Genomic DNA, 20871 nt, shown 5'->3' on the forward strand with positions numbered 1-20871 from the left:
ATGCTGCCGGCGAGTTCGCTGCTGGACACGCCGGCCGCGTCGCTCAACGACCCGGATTGGGCTGCTGCCGCGCGCCAGGCGCTGCAGCAGGCCGACGCGCGCCTGTACCGCCGCTTCGACCAGGGCGACAACATCGAGCGCCTGCTGGCGCTGCGCGCGCGTGCCGCCGACCATCTGATCCGCCTGGCCTGGCAGCGCTGCCTGCCGGTCGACAGCGGCCTGTCGCTGTTCGCAGTGGGTGGTTATGGGCGCGGTGAACTGTTCCCGCGCTCGGACATCGACCTGCTGGTGTTCGGCGATCCACCGGCACAATTGGCGCACGAATCCGCACTGGCGCGCCTGTTCGCGCTGCTGTGGGATTGCGGGCTGGCAGTCAGCCATGCGGTGCGCAGTGCCGCGCAGTGCCGCGAGGCTGCTGCCGACCAGACCGTGTTGACCGCGCTGATCGAGGCGCGTCCGATCCTGGCTGAGGACGCTGCCCGACGCGCGCTGCGCGAGGCCATCGACGACCGGGAGCTGTGGCCTGCACGTGCCTTCTTCCTGGCCAAGCTGGAAGAGCTGCGCAACCGCCACCAGCGTTTCGGTGACACCGCCGACAACCTGGAGCCGGATCTCAAGGATGGCCCCGGCGGCCTGCGCGATCTCAACACGCTGGGCTGGATGGCGCTGCGCGCCTTCGGCGTGCGCGACCTGGAAGCGCTGGTCGGCCTGGGCCACCTGGGTGCCGACGAAGCGGCCGCGCTGAAGCGCGAGCGTGCGGTGCTGGCGCGTCTACGCTTTGGCCTGCACCTGGTAGCACGTCGCCCGGAAGAGCGCCTGCGTTTCGATTACCAGAAGACCCTGGCCGCGCGCCTGGGCTTCGAAGACGATGCCGAGAATCTCGGTGTCGAAAAGATGATGCAGGGCTTCTACCGCGCCGCGCTGGTGGTGCGCCGGATCAGTGACCGCCTGCTGCAGCGCTTCGAGGAACAGTTCGATGGCGAGGCGCAGCCGGAACCGCTGACCGTGGGTTTTTCCCTGCGACGCGGCTACCTGGCGGCCAATGATGCCGACTGGCCGCGTGGCGATATCGGCCAGGTGTTCGCGCTGTTCTCCAGCTGGGCCAACAACCCGCAGGTGCGCGGCCTGCATTCGCTGACCGCGCGCGCGCTGGCCGAATCGCTGCCGCTGCTGCCGGCCTACGACCAGGCCGACGCCGACGCGCGCGAGCAGTTCATGACCCTGCTGCGTGGTCAACGCCCGGTCGATACGCTTTCGCGCATGGCGCGGCTGGGCGTGCTCGGCCAGTGGATTCCCGCGTTCGCCCAGGTCAGCGGGCGCATGCAGTTCGACCTGTTCCATGTCTATACCGTCGACCAGCACACGCTGATGGTCCTGCGCAACATCGGCCTGTTCGCCAGCAGCCGTGCCGACGAACGCTTCTCGATCGCCCATGAAGTCTGGCCGCGCCTGCGCAAGCCGGAGCTGCTGCTGCTGGCCGGCCTGTTCCATGACATTGCCAAGGGCCGCGGCGGCGACCATTCCGAACTGGGCGCGGTCGATGCGCGCGCGTTCTGCCAGGCGCATGCGCTGAGCACGTCCGATACCGAACTGGTGGCGTGGCTGGTCGAACAGCACCTGCGCATGTCGGTGACCGCGCAGAAGCAGGACATCGCCGACCCGGTGGTGATCCATCGCTTCGCCACCCTGGTGGGCAGCCGCGACCGCCTCGACTATCTGTACCTGCTGACCTGCGCTGATATCGCCGGCACCAGCCCGAAACTGTGGAACGCGTGGAAGGACCGCCTGCTGGCCGATCTGTATTTCGCCACCCGGCGCGCGCTGCGCGAAGGGCTCGAGCACCCGGTACCGGCGGCCGAGCGCGTGGCCGAGGCGCGTGACAGCGTGCGCGCACTGGTGCGCGAGCAGGGTTACGACGACGCCACCATCGACCGCCAGTTCGCCGTGATGCCGGATGAGGGCTTCATTCGCCTGCGCCCTGAGCAGCTGGCCTGGCAGGCCGCGGCGCTGGTACCGGTGAAACAGGGCCAGACGCTGGTGAAGGTGCGCCGCATCAGTGTCGACGACCCGGCACTGGAAGTGTTCGTGCATTCGCCGGACCGCGACGGCCTGTTTGCCGCCATCGTGATGACCCTGGACCGCAAGGGCTACGGGATCCATCGCGCGCGCGTGCTGGATGGCCCGGCCGACACCATTTTTGATACCTTCGAAGTGAACCCGGCCGACAGCTTCGCCGATGGCAGCAGCGCCAACCTGGAGGCCGCGCTGCGCGAGGCACTCAGTGGTGACCTGTCGCGCCTGCGCCCGTCGCGTCGGGTGGTGCCACGCCAGCTGCGCCATTTCCGCTTCGCGCCGCGCATCGAGTTCCGCGATGAACCGGGCGCAACCCGTTTTGCCCTGGTCGCACCCGACCGCCCCGGCCTGCTGGCCGACGTGGCGTTCGTGCTGCGCAACCAGGGCCTGCGCGTGCATGATGCACGCATTGCCACATTCGGCGAACGCGCCGAAGACACCTTCGTGATCAGTGACGAACACGACCTCCCCCTGACTGAACCTGCCCGGCAGCAGCTGCATGACGCGATGCTGGCCTGCCTGGACCCTGATCGAAACGCCGGAGACCCCGCCTGATGGCCACCAAGCCTGTTAAGAAGACTGCTGCCACCGCCAAGAGCGCAGCGGCCAAGAAAACTGCCGCCGTGCCGGCCGCGAAGAAGGCTGCCGCGCCGAACAAAGCCGCGGTGGTGAAGGCGCCGGCGAAGAAGGTGGCGGCACCGAAGAAGGCCCCGGCCAAGAGCGCAGAAGCCGCACGCGCCGAAACCATCGCCCGCAAGTCGCTGCGCAAGCCGGCCGCGCCGGGCGTGGAAGAACTGAAGTTCGGCATCGAAAGTGCCTTCGAACGCCGCGCCACGCTGACCCTTCACGAACTGGAAGGCTCGACCAGGCCGCTGGTCAACCGTGTGATCGATGGCCTGGAAAGCGGCGAATTCCGCGTTGCCGAACCGGACGGCCACGGTGGCTGGAAGGTCAACGAGTGGCTGAAGAAGGCCGTGCTGTTGTACTTCCGCGTCAACGACATGGCCGTGGTCGACGCACGTCCGGCGCCGTTCTGGGACAAGGTCGAATCGCGTTTTGCCGGTTATGACGAAGCGAAGTTCCGCCGTGGTGGCGTGCGCGTGGTGCCGGGCGCCATTGCCCGCCGCGGTACGTACTTCGGCAAGGACGTCGTGCTGATGCCGAGCTTCACCAACATCGGTGCCTATGTCGGTGAAGGCACCATGGTCGATACCTGGGCCACCGTGGGTTCGTGCGCGCAGATCGGCCAGCACTGCCACCTGTCCGGCGGTGCCGGCATTGGCGGCGTGCTGGAACCCCTGCAGGCCAGCCCGACCATCATTGAAGACCACTGCTTCATCGGTGCGCGTTCGGAAGTGGTGGAAGGCGTGGTGGTCGGACACCACAGCGTCATCGGCATGGGCGTGTTCCTCAGCCAGAGCACCCGCATCTACAACCGTGCCACCGGCGAGATCACCTACGGCTACATCCCGCCGTACAGCGTGGTGGTGTCCGGCTCGCTGCCGAGCAAGGACGGTACGCATTCGCTGTACTGCGCGGTGATCGTCAAGCAGGTTGATGCCAGGACCCGCAGCAAGACCAGCGTCAACGACCTGCTGCGCGGCCTGGCCGACTGAAGGTGGCTGCGCCGGAGGATCTGGCGCAGTCCGCGATCTACCGGCATCCGTCCGACACCCTGTTGGGGCGGATGCTGCCGCGCCTGCTGCACGCCATGCGCTGGACCCGGCTGCGCCGCGCACTGTCGCGGCGCTGGCCGATGCCGGCGCCGCCTTCGGTGGCCATCAGGCCCTCCTGCGTTTCCTCACCTGCCAGGACGAGGCCATCGCCCGCACCTGCGACTGTCGCTGGGCCAGCACCCGCGTCGCGCTGCCGGTAGACCTCGACAACCTGCAGCCGCTGCGCCTGGAACGCGAGCTGCAGTGCCCGCGCCTGCAGGCGATGGGCGTGGCGCTTGCATCGGGCCTGGCCTTCCGCTTGCCGAGAGTGCCGTTCCGGGTCGTGTCCGAGCGCCTGTTGTGAGATTCTGGCCCTCTGTTTTCCAGCATCACAGATGGCCATGAGCACCACTGTCTACGGTTTGAAGAACTGCGATACCTGCAAGAAGGCGACCAAGTGGCTGGACCGCTTCGGCGTGCCGTACACCTTCGTCGACTACCGCGAGAACAAACCCAGCCCGGAAATGCTGCTGGAATGGGCCGCGCAGCTGGGGGGGCTGGCGGCGATGGTCAACAAGTCCTCCACCACCTGGCGGCAGCTGCCGGACAACCGCAAGGCTGCGGACTCCGAGGCCGAATGGAAGCTGCTGCTGCGCGAGTATCCGCAGCTGATCAAGCGCCCACTGGTGGTCACCGCCGATGGCAAGGCCAGCCAGGGTTTCAGTGACAATGGTTTCAAGGCACGCTTCGGCGTGGGCGACGCATGAGCGCGGTCCTCGACCTGACCTGCGAGCTGATTGCGCGACCTTCGGTAACGCCGGACGATGCTGGTTGCCAGGCGCTGTTGGCGGCGCGGCTGAAGCAGGCCGGATTCCAGTGCGATCATCTGCGCCTGGGCGACGTTGACAATCTGTGGGCGACCCATGGCCAGGGCGCGCCGGTGCTGGTTCTGCTGGGCCACACTGACGTGGTGCCCACCGGCCCGCGCGAGTCCTGGACCAGCGACCCGTTCACCCCACAGATCCGCGATGGCGTGCTGTATGGGCGCGGTGCCGCCGACATGAAAGGCAGCGTGGCGGCGTTCGTGGTGGCCGCCGAGCAGTTCGTCGCCGACCATCCCGACCATCCCGGCACGCTGGCGGTACTGCTGACCAGCGACGAGGAGGGCGATGCCATCGATGGCGTGCGCCACGTTGCACGCCTGTTCGCCGCACGCGGGCAGCGCATCGACTGGTGCATCACCGGTGAGCCGTCGTCGACCGCGACGCTGGGCGATCTGCTGCGCGTGGGACGTCGCGGCAGCCTGTCGGCCAAACTGCGCGTCCAAGGCGTGCAGGGCCACGTGGCGTATCCGGAAAAGGCACGCAACCCGATTCACCAGGCGGCGCCGGCCCTGGCAGAACTATGCGCGCGGCGCTGGGACGAAGGCTACGAGAGTTTCCCGCCGACCAGCCTGCAGATCTCCAACATCCACGCCGGCACCGGTGCCAACAACGTGATTCCCGGTGAGCTCGACGTGGATTTCAACATCCGCTACAACCCGCACTGGGATGCGCCGAAGCTGGAGGCGGAGATCACCGCACTGCTGGAACGGCATGGCCTGCAGTACACGCTGAAGTGGCATCGCAGCGGCGAGCCGTTCTACACCCCGGAAGGCACGCTGCGCGCCATCGCCCGTGCGGTGCTGGCCGAGCACATCGGCCGCGCGCCAGAAGAAAGCACCGGCGGCGGCACCTCCGATGCACGCTTCATCGCGCCATTGGGCGCGCAATGCATCGAAGTAGGCCCGGTCAATGCCAGCATCCACCAGGTGGACGAGAACGTGCGCGTGGACGATCTGGAAGCGTTGCCGGGGCTGTACCAGCGGCTGGTGGAACGGCTGCTGGTGTGAGGATGGTGGATGCCGATCGTCGGTCGGCACACCTTCCGCAGGACTGCAGCCGGGCCCTGGTCCGAAAAGATGAGTAACGGCGGCATGATCGCCTTTTCCCAGTAGCTTGGCGCGGCCATGTAGAAGCGCTGCGTCTGGGGCCTGGCGAACAAGCCGGCCGCCGCTGGCAGGGCCGAAGGCGGGTGAGGGTCTGGTAGGCCGCCAGGCCCAGGCAGGGCAGGGCAACCAGTGCCCCGGTGCCTCGGTTGCCGACGCAACTGTTGCGCCGCGCTGGAAACCGGGGTAGGGTCAATGCCATGTCGATCCGCCTGGCCACCGCCGTCAACAACAACAACCGCAATAATCTGCGCGCGAATAATCGTGCGCGGCCGATGCGGGACTGCGCCCTGGGTAGATAGACAGCAACACACGCCCGGACACCAGAAAACCCGCATCAGCCGATGCGGGTTTTTTTGTGCCCGGGCGCAGCCTGCCCGGGCCTGGATGGCCGGTCGAACCTTCCCACCCGTGAAATTCCCCAACAGGAGCTCCCCCATGTGTTCGATCTTCGGAATCTTCGGCCTGCAGGCCGGTGACGATCTTCCCACCCTGCGCCGCCACGCGCTGGAACTGTCGCAACGCCAGCGCCACCGTGGCCCGGACTGGAGCGGCGTGTACCTCGACGAAGGTGCGCTGCTGGTCCATGAACGGCTGGCCATCGTCGATCCGGCCGGTGGTTCGCAACCGCTGCTGTCGGCCGATGGCCAGCTGGCGCTGGCGGTGAACGGCGAGATCTACAACCACCAGGCGTTGAAGGCGGCGCTGACCACCACCTACGACTTCCAGACCGGCTCGGACTGCGAGGTGATCAACGCGCTGTACCGCCAGGGCGGCGCGCCGGCGCAGTGGCTGGAACAGCTCAACGGCATCTTCGCCTTCGCGCTGTGGGACCGTGACAGTGGACGCGTGCTGGTGGCGCGCGACCCGGTCGGTGTGGTGCCGCTGTACTGGGGCCACGACGCCCAGGGGCGCTTGCGCGTGGCCTCGGAAATGAAGGCGCTGGTCGATACCTGTGCCGATGTCGCGCAGTTCCCGCCGGGCCACTATTTCGACAGTGCCAGCGGTGAACTGGTGCGCTACTACCAGCAACCGTGGCGTGACTACGCCGACGTGCAGGGTCGCCAGGCCGATCTGGCCGAACTGCGCCAGGCCTTCGAGCATGCAGTGGAACGCCAGTTGATGAGCGACGTGCCGTACGGCGTGCTGCTGTCCGGTGGCCTGGACTCGTCGCTGGTGGCGGCGGTAGCCGCGCGCTATGCACGTCGCCGCATCGAGGATGGCGGGCAGACCGAAGCCTGGTGGCCGCGCCTGCACTCGTTCGCGATCGGCTTGAAGGGCTCGCCTGATCTGGCCGCCGCTGCGATCGCCGCCGAAGCGCTGGGTACCGTGCATCACGGCTTCGAATACACCTTCGAGGAAGGCCTTGATGCACTGCCGGAAGTGATCCGCCACATCGAGACCTACGACGTCACCACCATCCGTGCATCGACGCCGATGTTCCTGCTGGCACGACGGATCAAGGCGATGGGCGTGAAGATGGTGCTTTCCGGCGAGGGCAGCGACGAGATCTTCGGTGGCTACCTGTACTTCCACAAGGCGCCGGATGCGCGTGAATTCCACGACGAGCTGGTGCGCAAGCTCGACGCGCTGCACAACTACGACTGCCTGCGTGCCAACAAGTCGATGATGGCCTGGGGCGTGGAGCCGCGTGTGCCGTTCCTCGATCGTGAGTTCCTTGATGTGGCGATGCGCTTCGATGCCGCGCACAAGATGGTCGGTGCCGGCTTTGGCGGCCGCCGCATCGAGAAGGCGGTGCTGCGCGAGGCATTCGACGGCTACCTGCCGGACAGCATCCTGTGGCGGCAGAAGGAGCAGTTCAGCGATGGCGTAGGCTATGGATGGATCGACGGCCTGAAGGCGCATGCCGAGGCGCAGGTGAGTGACCGCGTGCTGGCGGCGGCCGACAAGCGCTTCCTGCACAACCCGCCGCAGACCAAGGAGGCGTATTACTACCGCCACCTGTTCGAGCAGTTCTTCCCGAGCCGCGCGGCCGCCGAGACCGTGCCGGGCGGCAAGTCCATCGCCTGCTCGTCGCCGGCGGCCATTGCCTGGGACGCCAGCTTCGCCGCCGCTGCCGACCCTTCCGGACGCGCGATCGCCGGCGTGCACGAGCAGGCACTGGCCTAAGCCCCAAAATGGGGACGGAGGGGATTAAGTCGTAAGTGGCACAAACGACTTAATCCCCTCCGTCCCCTTTTTGTATGATCGCCCCCTGCGCATTGGGGAATGTTCATGGACGTACAGGCAGGCGGCAACGCGCCGCCCACGAAATGGGGATGGCGTTATCTGGCGTGGGCCGGGGTGCCGTTGCTGGCCGGCGTGCTGCTGGCGCGGTATGCCGGGCCGACGGCGCCCGAGATGGTCGCCCGTGCCACGGTTGCTGCCGAAGGCAGCTGGGCGCAGCATCTGGCGTCACCGCTGGGCCTGTTCCTGCTGCAGCTGCTGGTGCTGCTGCTGGTGGCCAAGGGGGCGGGTGCATTGCTGAAGCGGCTGGGCCAGCCGGCGGTGATTGGCGAGATGGCGGCCGGCCTGATGATGGGCCCGCTGGTGCTCGGCAGTCTGCTGCCGCAGTTGCATGGTGCCCTGTTCCCGGCCAGTTCGCTGGGCCCGCTGGGCATGCTCAGCCAGCTGGGCGTGCTGATGTTCCTGCTGGTGGCCGGTGCCGAGCTGGACCTGGCGGCACTGCGTGGCCGCCGGCGTTTCGCCTTCACGGTCAGCCATGCCGGCATCGCGGTGCCGTTCGTGCTCGGCGTCGCGTTGGCGATCTGGCTGTATCCGCAGCACGGCCCGCAGGGCGTGGGCTTCACTGCATTCGCGCTTTTCGTTGGCATCTCGATGAGCATCACCGCCTTCCCCGTGCTGCTGCGCATCCTTGCCGACCGCGGCATCACGCAGACGCCGCTGGGGCAGACCGCCATCGCCTGCGCGGCATTGGGCGATGCCACCGCATGGTGCCTGCTGGCGCTGATCGTGGCGGCTGCACAGGCCAGCGGATGGCTGCCGGCCAGCCTCAACCTGCTGTGCGTGGTCGCCTTCGTGGCGCTGATGCTGGGGCTGGTGAAGCCGTGGTTCACCCGCCAGCAGATCGCACCGGGTCGTGAAGGGCGATGGCTGCTCGGCATCCTGCTGCTGTCGCTGGGTAGTGCCCTGATCACCGAAATGCTGGGCATCCACGCGCTGTTCGGTGCCTTCGCGGCGGGCGTCGCGGTATCGTCCAACGCGCAGCTGCGCGACCTGTTGATGGCCCGCGTCGAACCGTTTGCGGTGACCCTGCTGCTGCCGTTGTTCTTCGCCATGACCGGCCTGCGCCTGCGCGCCGATGCGCTGCAGGCCAGCGACATCGTGTTGTGCGGGGTGGTGATTGTGGTGGCAACGGCCGGCAAGCTGCTGGGCACCTTCAGTGCTGCACGCAGTGCCGGCATGCCCACGCGCGAGGCGTGGCGGTTGGGCGCGCTGATGAACACCCGTGGCCTGATGGAGCTGATCGTGCTCAACCTGGGTTACGAGCTGGGCCTGCTCGGCGACCGCCTGTTCGCGGTGCTGGTGGTCATGGCGCTGGTGACCACGGCGATGACCGGGCCGCTGCTGAACCTGATCGAGCGTCGCAGGGCTTGAGCGTTGAACGGTGGTGCCGGCCGCTGGCCGGCAACCTCATGATGCTGGACACACCTGCATGGATGCCGGCCAATGGCCGGCACTACCGCGCCGGCACTAGTGTCATCACGTGCTGTGCCTTGCCGGGCAGGAAGGGCGTCGGCCGTCCATGCACCCAGTCCTCGTGGCCGGCGCCCCAGTAGGGTGACAGTGGATGGCCGCTCTGGCCGCCCGGCATGTGCACGATGCCGTCGGCCTCGTGGCCGGGCGAGACCACCATGCGCTCGGAAGCACCGAAGTTCGGCGTCTGCACGCGTGGCATGTCACGGTCGCCGGGCAGCTGGTCGGCGGGCATGCACAGCCAGCGCTTGGCGATGCCCGGCAGCGCCCGTGCGATGGGGTGGCAGATCGCCGCAGTGTTGCGTTCGCCCCAGGTGCGCTTGGACAGCGGTCCCTGCTTGGCCAGCTCGCTCTCGGTACGGCGTGCCGCGTCGATCAGCAGCGCATCCCAGCTGTCGAAGGCCGGTGGCAGCAGATGGGCCGGACGCTGTTGCAGCATCGGCCAGGCCACGCCTTCCAGCTGCGCCAGTCGCGGGTCGAGGTAGTCATCACCCAGCTGCGCATTGGCCGGTGCCAGCAGTGCATCGGACAACGTCTCCATCACCTGGGTGCGGAATTCACGTACTACCCGGTAGCTGACCGAACTGGCCGCGGCACGACCGCCCCATTGATGGCTGACTTCCTTCAAACGCTTCAGTGCAGGGTCGTCACTGCGCTCGATGACGTCGTGCAGCAGGGCCCACCAGCGCTGCAGGAACACCGCGCGATCGTCGAGCTGGATCGCCAGCAGATCGTGCTCGTCGAAACGGTCCTGGATGGCGAGCAGATCGCGGATCTGCCGCGCGCGGGCGCCAAGGTCATAACCACCGTTGCCGACATTGACCAGTGCCTCGCCGTCGAGGACGCGGCCGTTGGCGGTCCACAGGCGATGGTTGGGTGGGTCGATCAATGCCGGCGAGGCGTCGCTGCGGATCGGCCAGGGGGCGCAGTCCTGGTTGTTGGCGGCGGTGAAGCCGGCCGGTGCACAGCCCGGACCGCGGTCGGGGCGGGCGCCGATCAGGCGCCAGGCGATGCGTCCGCTGCGGTCGCCGACCACCAGGTTCTGTGCGGGGATGCCGGCGTGGTCGGCGAACTGCAGGGCAGTGTCCAGGTCACCGGCGCGGGCCAGGTCACCGAAGTCCAGGCGCACCGCGCCGGGCAGCTGGGCGACCCAGCGCAGCGCGTCGCCGCTGCCATCGGCGTGGGTATGCAGGACCGGCCCCCAGGCGGTTTCGCGTACCGGGAACCGCACATCGCCCTGGCCGGCCACGGCGATGCGTTCTTCATGCACGGTCACCGTGGCGTTGGCTGGTTCAGTGCGGTAATCGGCGGTGTCTATGTAACTGTTGGTGAAGCCCCAGGCGACGTGGCCATTGCTGCCGACGATCACCGCCGGCAGGCCAGGCAGCGAGAAGCCGGTGACGTCGACCTGGCCGCCAGCGGCCTGTGGATCGGGGTAGCGCAGGCGCACGCGGAACCACAGGCCCGGCGCGCGCAGGCCCAGGTGCATGTCGTCGGCGACGATCGCGCGACCGTCCGCGGTAAGCGCACCGGCCACCGCGAAGTTGTTGCTGCCGACGGCATCGACCTCTTCCTGCGCGGTGGCGGATTTTCCCTTCAATGTGCGCAGGTCGAGCTGGCTGGCATCGGGCAGGGCGGCGTTGCCGGTGGGTTCGCCGAACAGCGGTGCATCCCATTCGGTGCCGTCGTGGGCGATCAATGCGTACAGCGCCGGCGGCACCACTGCGCGGATGCGGCTCAGTGCAAGCTCGGTCTGGTTGCCGGGGTCCTGCAGGTCGGCGTACATGGCCAGCCCGGTCAGCACGCTGTCGCTGGCCTGCCACGGTTGCGGCGACTGCCGCAGCAGCAGGTAGGCCCATGGCCGCACGGAGAGGCCGGCCAGGCCCTCATTGACCCCACCGACATAGGCGCTCACGGCGTCGACGTTGTCGCCCAGCGCAGCCTGCATGTTCGCCTCGGTGCGCGCGCGCAGCCGATGCACGCGCATGCGCTTGTCGGCATCGATCGCCTTCGGGCCAAACAGTGCGGACAGTTCGCCGGCGGCGCTGCGGCGCATCAGGTCCATCTCGAAATAGCGTTCCTGCGCATGCACGCGGCCCAATGCGCGCATCGCGTCAGCCTGGCTGGTGGCGGTGATGGTGACCACGCCCAGCGCATCGCGCTCGATGGTGACCGGCCTGGCCAGGCCGGGCAGCGCATGCTCGCCGTCCAGGTCGGCCAGGCTGCCGCGCAGCAGCAGCCACAGGACCAGTGCGGTGACCAGCACGATGGCGACCAACACGCCCAGCACCCAACGCCATGTACGTCGCATCGCACGTCCTTTCCGAACTCGTGGGCCGATTGTAGCCGCAGGCGCAACTGCGACTGATTCCGATTAGATCACCGTATTTTGAAATGCGGCACCCTATGCCGCATCGATTCACAGGAGCCCCCCATGAAAGGCAACCCGGACGTCATCGCCTGCCTGAAGGAACTGCTGCGCGGCGAGCTTGCTGCCCGCGACCAGTACTTCATCCATTCCCGCCGCTACGAGGACCAGGGCCTGTTCGCGCTGTACGAACGCCTGAACCACGAGATGGAAGAGGAAACCCAGCACGCCGATGCGCTGCTGCGCCGGATCCTGTTCCTGGGCGGCGACCCGGACATGCGCCCGCATGCCACCGAGCCGGGCAAGACCGTGGAAGAGATGCTGCAGAAGGATCTCGACACTGAATACGCGGTTCGGAACAATCTCGCCGCCGGCATGAAGCTGTGCGAGGAGAAGGGTGACTACGTGAGCCGCGACATCCTGTTGGCCCAGCTGAAGGACACCGAGGAAGACCACGCCTGGTGGCTGGAGCAGCAGCTGGGCCTGATCAAGCGCATCGGCCTGGAGCTGTACCAGCTGAGCAAGATCGACGGCAACGGCGCCCCGGCGCACTGAGCCGGAGGTGGCGCCGGGCAATTCCCGGCGACCACCCGGTAGAGCCGACCGCTGGTCGGCTGCTTTTCGGTAGAGCAGCCGACTGACAGTCGGCTCTACCAGGAGCAAAAGAGCAGCCGACCAGCGGTCGGCTCTACCAGCAGCACAGCGTTCTGTCGCCCGCCAGCACCGGAGCACCGCCAGCCAGCCTTCGCCAGCCAGCTGCTCCATCGCCCGCCAGCCGACAACGAAAAAGCCGGGGAATGCCCCGGCTTTTTCGTGTCCGGGGTCGGATCCGTTTTCAACGAAAACGGCTCTGACCCCATTGGGATCGAAAACGCCAACCGAGGTTGGCGTTTGCCGGGGTAATGCGTGTCAACCAAGGTTGACACCCACCTCAACCAAGGTTGACACCCACCAGGGGCAGGGCCCAGCCCTTATTCCACTGACAGCCCTTCCACCTTCTGCCAGCCGCGCGGCAGCAGGTGGCCGCGGGTGGCGCGGGCGCCGAGGTAGGCGTCGAGCTCGTTGAACTTCAGCCCCATCGTGCGCTGGCCGCTGCGCACCTGCAGGGTCTGCCCCGGGCTGATCGCCACGATGGCGACCACGCGTTCAGTGGCGAGCTTGGCCTTCGGGATCTCGATGATCTTGTTGCCCTTGCCCTTGTCCAGTTCCGGCAGGTCGTTGGCGGCGATGGCCAGCAGGTTGCCGGAACTGGTCACCGCCACGATGCGGTCGGTGGCCACGTTGGCGACCATCGACGGGGTGAGCACCGACGAACCGGACGACAGGTTCAGCATCGCCTTGCCGGCCTTGTTGCGACCGATCAGGTTCTCGAAGCGGGTGACGAAGCCGTAGCCATGGCTGGAGGCCAGCACGAAGCGGGCATCCGGCTCGGCACTGGCCAGGGTCACGAAGCTGGTACCCGCTGCCGGCGAGAAGCGGCCGGTCAGCGGCTCGCCGTTGCCACGCGCGGAGGGCAGGGTGTGCACCGGCGTCGAGTAGGCGCGGCCCTCGCTGTCGAGGAACGCGACCTGCTGGGTGCTGCGCGCACGCACCGCGCCCTGCAGCGCATCACCGTCGCGGTAGGAGAGGGCGGACGCATCGACGTCGTGGCCCTTGGCGGCACGGATCCAGCCCTTTTCCGACAGCACCACGGTCATCGGCTCGCTCGGCACCAGCTCGGTCTCGTCGATGGCCTGCGCGGCCTGGCGCTGCACCAGCGGCGAACGGCGCGCGTCGCCGAACTTCTTGGCGTCGGCCGTCAGTTCGTCGCGGATCAGCTTCTTCAGCTTGGCCTTGCTGTCGAGGATGCCGAGGATCTTCTCGCGTTCCTTGGCCAGCTCGTCCTGCTCGCCGCGGATCTTCATCTCCTCCAGGCGGGCCAGCTGCTTCAGCTTGGTTTCCAGGATGTACTCGGCCTGTTCCTCGGACAGGCCGAAGCGCGCGATCAGCGCCGCCTTCGGTTCGTCCTCGGTACGGATGATGTGGATCACCTCGTCCAGGTTGAGGAAGGCGACCAGCAGGCCTTCCAGCAGGTGCAGGCGGCGCTCGACCTTCTGCAGGCGGTGCTGCAGGCGGCGGGTGACGGTGTTGCTGCGGAAGGTCAGCCATTCGCTGAGCAGCATCTTCAGGTTCTTCACCTGCGGACGGCCGTCCAGCCCGATCACGTTGAGGTTGACGCGGTAGCTGCGCTCCAGGTCGGTGGTCGCGAACAGGTGGCCCATCAGCTGGTCGGCATCGACGCGGTTGGAACGTGGCACCAGCACCACGCGCACCGGGTTGGCGTGGTCGGATTCGTCGCGGATGTCTTCCAGCCACGGCAGCTTCTTGGCGCGCATCTGCGCGGCGATCTGCTCGATCACCTTCGACGGCGACACCTGGAACGGCAGCGCCGTCACCACGATGTTGTTGGCTTCCTTGTTGAAGGTCGCACGCGCACGCACGCTGCCGTTGCCGGTCTCGTAGATGTTCCGCAGATCGTTGGCGGCGGTGATGATCTCGGCGCTGGACGGGTAGTCCGGGCCCTGCACGTGCTCGCACAGGTCGCGCACGGTCGCATCGGGGTTGTCCAGCAGGTGCAGCAGTGCGCTGACGATCTCGTTGAGATTGTGCGGCGGCACGTCGGTGGCCATGCCCACGGCGATGCCGGTGGTGCCGTTCAGCAGCAGGTGCGGCAGCCGCGCTGGCATCCAGGTCGGTTCCTGCAGGGTGCCGTCGAAGTTCGGTGCCCAGTCGGTGGTGCCCTGGCCCAGTTCGCCCAGCAGTACTTCGGCGATCGGGGTCAGCTTGGATTCGGTGTAACGCATCGCCGCGAACGACTTCGGGTCATCGCTGGAGCCGAAGTTGCCCTGGCCCTCGATCAGCGGGTAGCGGTACGAGAACGGCTGCGCCATCAGCACCAGCGCCTCGTAGCACGCGCTGTCGCCGTGCGGGTGGTACTTACCGATGACGTCACCGACGGTGCGCGCGGACTTCTTCGGCTTGGACGCAGCATTCAGGCCCAGCTCGCTCATCGAATAGATGATGCGGCGCTGCACCGGCTTCAGGCCGTCGCCGATGAACGGCAGGGCGCGGTCCAGGACCACGTACATCGAGTAGTCGAGGTAGGCGCGTTCGGCGTACTCGCGCAGCGGCAGTTGTTCGAATCCGTGGAACACGGGGCGGGCAAGTTCGGTCATGCGGCGTTGTTACCTATGTCGGGAGGCGGCGACGGCGGTCGCCGCTCGCAATCCTGTGATTATCCGGATGCGGCGGGGGATGCCAAGCCACGTGCAGGGTCCAGCCCGGTTTCGAGGCCATGCCCGGCCCGCGCCAGATAGCGCCCCGGTGGCAGCCCGAAGTGGCGGCGGAACACGGTGACGAAGGCACTGGCGCTGCTGAAGCCCAGTGCATGGGCGATGTCGGCCACGCTGCGACCATCGGTCAGCTGGCGCAGGGCTTCGGACAGGCGGGCCTGTTGCCGCCACTGGGCGAAGCTGAGCGTGGTCTCGTCGCGGAAGTGACGGGTCAGGCTGCGCGGCGACAGGCCGGCCCAATGCGCCCATTCGGCCAGGCTGCGCTCGTCGGACGGGTCGGCCAGCAGCTGCGAGGCGATCTTCAGCAGGCGCCGGTCGTGCGGCATCGGCAGGTGCATGCGCTGGCGCGGCGCGGTGCGGATCTCGTCCAGCAGCACCTCGATGATGTGCTGGCGCTCGGGCGTGGTGTCATAGCCCAGCGGCCATTCGCAGATGCGGTCGGCCAGCGCCTGCGCCAGCTTGGACAGGCCCAGTACGCAGGGATCGGCGGGCAGGGTGGCGCAGGCCGGCGCGGCCAGCGCCATGCCCCAGCCGCGCAGCGGACCGTCCAGGGTCACCGTATGCGGCTCCAGCGGCGGCATCCAGCCGGCCGAACCCGGCGCCAGCGACCACGTCCCGTGCGAGGTGCGGGTGGTCAGCAGGCCACGCTCGACACAGATCAGCTGGGCGCGCTGGTGGTGGTGCCAGTCCACCTCCCGGACCAGCCCCTGCGGGCTGTCAAAGCGGAAAGCGACCACCGGTGGGCCATCGTTGCGCTCGAACCAATCCAGTGCGTCGTCCCTGAGCAGGCGCTTGGGAGCGGGAATTTCTGCCTTGTTCATCATGTCCGCTGGCTGAAATGTGTCATCCATTGGCTGAATTGTACTACCGGGCCACCTGACCAGATCATTAAGGTAGGCGCCTTCATTGATCCAGCCCACTGCTGCAACACAGCATTCGATGCCAGATCGAATATTTCCATTGAGAAATATTTTTTTTGGAAGAGAATGCTCCCCCATGATCTGTCCTGCAACCACTCCCCCCAGTTTCGGCCTGCTGCTGCGCCAGGTGCGCGACGGCCTGGTCCGGCAACTTGACGCGTCCATGGCTGAAGAAGACCTGGGTATCGGCTTCACCCACTACATCGGGTTGAAGGTGCTCTCGCACATGGCCCCGTGCACGGCCAACGAACTGGCCCAGGCCATCGACCAGGTGCCCAGTGCGGTGACCCGCCTGCTGGACAAGCTGGAGTCGCTGGGCTGCGTCCGCCGCGAACCGCATGCCCAGGACCGGCGTGCGCTGCAGATCGTGCTGACCGATGAAGGCCGCGCACTGTGGGCGCGGCTGAAGCTGCGTGGCGACGCGGTGATGGATTACGCCCTGCGTGATCTTTCCGCCGACGAGCGCACGCTGCTGCTGTCCCTCCTTACCCGAATCCGCGATTCCCTGACGACCCCATGAACCCGATCCCGCATTCCACTCTCCGCCGGTCCGGGCGCGCGCTGCTGGTGTCAGCGCTGGCCCTGGCCCTGGCCGCCTGCGCCAGCAGTCGTGGTCTCAACCCGCAGGGCCACGTGCTTGACGTGGACAGCCTGCACAGCGAACGCACTCTGGCCGACACCGACCTCAGCGCCACCGGCTTCCCGGCGCAGGACTGGTGGAAGGCGCTGGGCGATGCGCAGCTGGACGCGCTGGTCGCCGAGGGCCTGGCCGGCCACCCGAGCCTGGACGCCGCCGACGCGCGCCTGCGCCAGGCCCAGGCCCAGGTCGGCACCGCACGTGCCGATGAGCTGCCCAGCCTGTCGGTGTCCGGTGGCTATACCGGGCTGCGCCTGCCTGAGTCGATGGCAGGCAGCGAGATCGGTGGCCATTACGCCGGCAGCAGCCAGGTCGCCTTCGACTTCAGCTACGGCGTGGACCTGTGGGGCGGCAAGCGTGCCGCCTGGGAAGCGGCGGTGGACGGCGCGCACGCCGCCACTGTCGAGGCGCAGGCGGCCCGCCTGAACCTGTCCACCGGCATCACCCAGGCCTACGCCGACCTCGCCTATGCATGGCAGCTCAATGATGTGGCCGAGGAAGAGCTGGCCCGTTCGCAGAAGTCGCTGGAACTGACCCGCCAGCGCCGCCGCGCCGGCATCGACAGCGATCTGCAGGTGCGCCAGGCCGAGGCCCGCGTACCGGCCGCGCAGCAGCAGGTGCAGGCCGCACAGCAGCGGATCGACGCGGCCCGCACCGCACTGGCCGCGCTGGTCGGCAAGGGCCCGGACCGTGGCCTGTCGATCCAGCGCCCGCAGCCGCTGAATCCGGTGGCGCTGCAGCTGCCGGGCGTGCTGCCCAGCGAACTGCTGGGCCGTCGCCCCGACATCGTTGCCGCACGCTGGCGCGTTGAAGCGGCCGACAAGCAGATCAAGGTTGCCAAGACCAGGTTCTACCCGAGCTTCAACCTGACCGCGCTGGCCGGCGTGGTCGCTCCGAACGTGGGCGACCTGCTGAAGAGCAGCTCCACCTTCGCCTACATCGGCCCGGCGCTGAGCCTGCCGATCTTCGAAGGTGGCAAGCTGCGCGCCAACCTGGCCAACACCGATGCGCAGTACGACCTGGCGGTGGCCAACTACAACCAGGCCGTGCTCGACGCACTGCGCGACGTCGCCGACCAGGTCAACGCGGTGCGCTCGCTGGCGCAGCAGGCGCACTCGCAGCAGCAGGCGGTGGATACCGCACGCTCGGCCTTCGACCTGGCCCAGCAGCGTTACCGCGCCGGCATCGGCAGCTACCTGGACGTGCTGACCGCGCAGTCCACCCTGCTGCAGTCGCAGCAGCAGCTGGCCGGCCTGCAGTCGCAGCAGGTGCAGTCCTCGGTGCGCCTGAGCAAGGCGCTGGGCGGTGGTTTCCAGCCCGCTGACGCCGACCGCGCACCGATCGCCTCCCATTCCGATTCCTCGCATTCCTGAAGACGCCCGCCATGAGCCAGACCCAAGACACCGCGGCCCCGGCCGCCCCCAACCGCCGCGGCAACCTGCTGCGCGGCCTGTTCGTGATCGTCGTGCTGCTGCTTGCCGCACTGGCGCTGTGGTACTTCATGTTCGGCCGTTGGTTCGAAGAGACCGATGATGCCTACGTGCAGGGCAACCAGGTGCAGATCACCCCGCTGGTGGCCGGTACCGTGGTCGCCATCAACGCCGATGACGGCATGCGTGTGGAGCGCGGCCAGCTGCTGGTGCAGCTGGACCCGTCCGACACCGCAGTGGCACTGCAGCAGGCCGAAGCCAACCTGGCCAAGACGGTGCGCCAGACCCGCGGCCTGTACCGCAGCGTGGAAGGCGCGCAGGCGGACCTGAACGCCCGCCAGGTGACCCTGAAGCGCGTGCGCGAAGACTTCGCCCGCCGCAAGGACCTGGCTGCCACCGGCGCCATTTCCAACGAAGAACTGGCCCACGCCCGTGACGAGCTGGCCGCCGCCGAAGCGGCCGTGGCCGGTTCGCGCGAGACCGTCGAGCGCAACCGCGCGCTGGTCGACGACACCGTCATTGCCACCCAGCCGGATGTGCAGGCCGCCGCCGCGCAGCTGCGCCAGGCCTTCCTCAACAACGCCCGCGCTGGCATCGTCGCGCCGGTCACCGGCTACGTTGCCCGTCGTTCGGTGCAGGTCGGCCAGCGCGTGCAGCCGGGCAATGCCCTGATGGCCGTGGTGCCGACCGAGCAGATGTGGGTCGAGGCCAACTTCAAGGAAACCCAGCTGCGCCACATGCGCCTGGGCCAGGAAGTGGAGCTGAAGTCGGACCTGTATGCCGGTGACGTGAAGTACAAGGGCCGCATCCAGAGCCTGGGCCTGGGCACCGGCTCGGCCTTCTCGCTGCTGCCGGCGCAGAACGCCAGCGGCAACTGGATCAAGATCGTGCAGCGCGTGCCGGTGCGCATCGCCATCGATGCCAAGCAGCTGGCTGAACACCCGCTGCGCATCGGCCTGTCCATGAAGGCTGAAGTGAGCCTGCGCGACCAGAAGGGCGAAGTGCTGCCGAGCACTCCGGCCAAGGGCACGGTGTTCGACACCGACGTGTATGCCAAGCAGCTGCATGATGCCGACGAGGTGATCCACACGATCATCCAGGGCAACTTGCCGCAGCAGCAGGCGAAGGTGGGCTGAGGTCGCCATGTCCGCACAAGCTCCAGCCGCGCCCGGCGCTCCGGGCGCACCGGCGGCGCCGGGTGCGGCCTCCGGGTTCCTGCCGCCCAGCGTCGCACTGTGCACTGTGGGCCTGGCGATGGCCTCGTTCATGCAGGTGCTCGACACCACCATCGCCAACGTCTCGCTGCCGACCATCGCCGGCAATCTCGGCGCCAGTTCGCAGCAGGCGACCTGGGTCATCACCTCGTTCGCGGTCAGCACGGCCATCGCGCTGCCGCTGACCGGCTGGCTCAGCCGCCGTTTCGGCGAACGCAAGCTGTTCGTCTGGGCCACGCTGGCCTTCGTCATCACCTCGCTGCTGTGCGGCCTGGCGCAGAGCATGGGCATGCTGGTGCTGTCGCGTGCGCTGCAGGGGTTCGTGGCCGGCCCGATGTACCCGATCACGCAGTCGCTGCTGGTCTCGATCTATCCGCGCGAGAAACGCGGGCAGGCATTGGCACTGCTGGCGATGATCACGGTGGTTGCGCCGATCTGTGGCCCGATCCTCGGTGGCTGGATCACCGACAACTACAGCTGGGAGTGGATCTTTCTGATCAACGTGCCGCTGGGCATCTTCGCTGCGCTGGTGGTGGGCAACCAGCTGAAGGGGCGCCCGGAGCAGATCGAGAAGCCGAAGATGGACTACGTCGGCCTGGTCACCCTGGTGATCGGCGTCGGTGCGCTTCAGCTGGTCCTCGACCTGGGCAACGACGAGGACTGGTTCTCGTCGATGAAGATCGTGGTGCTGGCCTGCGTGGCGGTGGTGACGCTGACGGTGTTCCTGATCTGGGAGCTGACCGACAAGGATCCGATCGTTGACCTGAAGCTGTTCCGGCACCGTAACTTCCGCGCCGGTACGCTGGCGATGGTGGTGGCCTACGCGGCGTTCTTCAGCGTGGCGCTGCTGATCCCGCAGTGGCTGCAGCGTGACATGGGCTACACCGCGATCTGGGCGGGCCTGGCGACGGCGCCGATCGGCATCCTGCCGGTGATCATGACCCCGTTCGTGGGCAAGTATGCGTCGCGCTTCGATATGCGCATGCTGGCCACGGTCGCGTTCATCGTGTTGTCGATGACCAGTTTCCTGCGTTCGAACTTCAACCTGCAGGTGGACTACATGCACGTGGCCGGCGTACAGCTGATCATGGGCATCGGCGTCGCGCTGTTCTTCATGCCGGTGCTGCAGATCCTGCTGTCGGACCTGGATGGACGCGAGATCGCGGCGGGCTCCGGCCTGGCCACGTTCCTGCGTACGCTGGGTGGCAGTTTCGCGGCGTCGCTGACGACGTGGCTGTGGGCGCGGCGCACCCAGGTGCACCATGCCGACCTGACCGAGCATATCTCGGCCTATCAGCCGGGCATGCAGGACCAGGTCACGGCGATGGGGCAGGGCGACCTGCAGCACGGCGCAGCGGTACTGAACAACATGATCAACCACCAGGCATCGCAGATGGGCTTCAACGACATCTTCTTCCTGCTGGGCTGGATCTTCCTGGCGATCATTACGTTCCTGTGGCTGGCCAAGCCGCCATTCGGCGCAGGTGCGGGTGCAGCCGCCGGTGGTGGACACTGAAACTCCCTGGAAACACCGTGCT

General features: G+C 67.5%; 14 protein-coding genes and 1 pseudogene. 12 read left to right on the top strand and 3 right to left on the bottom strand.

Annotation, left to right across the window (positions count from 1 at the left end):
- The first annotated feature begins 18 nt into the window (after positions 1-18).
- From AC5P78_RS11535 to AC5P78_RS11565, 7 genes and pseudogenes are all read left to right on the top strand, one after another.
- A complete protein-coding gene (locus tag AC5P78_RS11535; protein WP_462364133.1) occupies positions 19-2628 on the top strand; it encodes a [protein-PII] uridylyltransferase in 2610 nt (869 codons plus the stop codon).
- Entirely contained in the window at positions 2628-3689 is a 1062-nt protein-coding gene (gene dapD / locus AC5P78_RS11540; protein ID WP_138969726.1) for a 2,3,4,5-tetrahydropyridine-2,6-dicarboxylate N-succinyltransferase, read from the top strand. The genes AC5P78_RS11535 and dapD overlap by 1 nt, the downstream gene beginning before the upstream one ends.
- A 139-nt stretch (positions 3690-3828) precedes the next feature.
- A pseudogene (locus AC5P78_RS11545) lies at positions 3829-4092 on the top strand (hypothetical protein); the annotation flags it as partial.
- Positions 4093-4123: 31 nt separating this feature from the next.
- Complete coding sequence (locus tag AC5P78_RS11550) at positions 4124-4495, top strand: arsenate reductase (protein ID WP_005412750.1); 372 nt, start codon at positions 4124-4126, stop codon at positions 4493-4495.
- Complete coding sequence (gene dapE / locus AC5P78_RS11555) at positions 4492-5619, top strand: succinyl-diaminopimelate desuccinylase (protein WP_111189014.1); 1128 nt, start codon at positions 4492-4494, stop codon at positions 5617-5619. Before AC5P78_RS11550 ends, dapE begins: the two co-directional genes overlap by 4 nt.
- Positions 5620-6153: 534 nt before the next feature.
- On the top strand, positions 6154-7845 hold the full coding sequence (gene asnB, locus AC5P78_RS11560; protein ID WP_099527849.1) for an asparagine synthase B: 1692 nt from the start codon (positions 6154-6156) through the stop codon (positions 7843-7845).
- A 99-nt stretch (positions 7846-7944) separates the two neighbouring features.
- Positions 7945-9333 carry a cation:proton antiporter domain-containing protein gene (locus AC5P78_RS11565; RefSeq protein WP_099527850.1) on the top strand — a complete coding sequence of 463 codons (1389 nt, stop codon included), beginning with the start codon at positions 7945-7947 and terminating at the stop codon, positions 9331-9333.
- 82 nt (positions 9334-9415) lie between these two features.
- Here AC5P78_RS11565 and AC5P78_RS11570 read toward each other — a convergent pair whose 3' ends face one another.
- Positions 9416-11743, bottom strand: a complete 2328-nt coding sequence (locus AC5P78_RS11570; protein WP_414498564.1) for a penicillin acylase family protein — start codon at positions 11741-11743, stop codon at positions 9416-9418.
- Positions 11744-11866: 123 nt separating this feature from the next.
- On the opposite strand from AC5P78_RS11570, the gene bfr reads away from it, so the two are divergent.
- Entirely contained in the window at positions 11867-12355 is a 489-nt protein-coding gene (gene bfr / locus AC5P78_RS11575; protein WP_005408763.1) for a bacterioferritin, read from the top strand.
- 416 nt (positions 12356-12771) lie between these two features.
- On the opposite strand, the gene parC is transcribed toward bfr, so the two are convergent.
- Both parC and AC5P78_RS11585 read right to left on the bottom strand, forming a co-directional pair.
- Positions 12772-15015, bottom strand: a complete 2244-nt coding sequence (gene parC / locus AC5P78_RS11580; RefSeq protein ID WP_005408764.1) for a DNA topoisomerase IV subunit A — start codon at positions 15013-15015, stop codon at positions 12772-12774.
- A gap of 59 nt (positions 15016-15074) precedes the next feature.
- Entirely contained in the window at positions 15075-15956 is an 882-nt protein-coding gene (locus AC5P78_RS11585) for a helix-turn-helix domain-containing protein (protein ID WP_005408765.1), read from the bottom strand.
- Between the two features lie 172 nt (positions 15957-16128).
- On the opposite strand from AC5P78_RS11585, the gene emrR reads away from it, so the two are divergent.
- The 4 genes from emrR to emrB are packed head-to-tail and all read left to right on the top strand — an operon-like array spanning position 16129 to position 20849.
- Positions 16129-16572 carry a multidrug efflux system transcriptional regulator EmrR gene (emrR, locus tag AC5P78_RS11590; protein ID WP_099523437.1) on the top strand — a complete coding sequence of 148 codons (444 nt, stop codon included), beginning with the start codon at positions 16129-16131 and terminating at the stop codon, positions 16570-16572.
- Positions 16569-18062: a multidrug efflux transporter outer membrane subunit EmrC gene (emrC, locus tag AC5P78_RS11595; RefSeq protein WP_033834101.1), complete on the top strand. Its 1494-nt coding sequence runs from the start codon at positions 16569-16571 to the stop codon at positions 18060-18062. Before emrR ends, emrC begins: the two co-directional genes overlap by 4 nt.
- An 11-nt stretch (positions 18063-18073) precedes the next feature.
- Positions 18074-19255, top strand: a complete 1182-nt coding sequence (gene emrA, locus AC5P78_RS11600; RefSeq protein ID WP_005408768.1) for a multidrug efflux MFS transporter periplasmic adaptor subunit EmrA — start codon at positions 18074-18076, stop codon at positions 19253-19255.
- Between the two features lie 7 nt (positions 19256-19262).
- On the top strand, positions 19263-20849 hold the full coding sequence (emrB, locus tag AC5P78_RS11605) for a multidrug efflux MFS transporter permease subunit EmrB (protein ID WP_005408769.1): 1587 nt from the start codon (positions 19263-19265) through the stop codon (positions 20847-20849).
- Positions 20850-20871: the final 22 nt, after the last annotated feature.

Source organism: Stenotrophomonas sp. YJH_SMC_133, assembly GCF_059370655.1.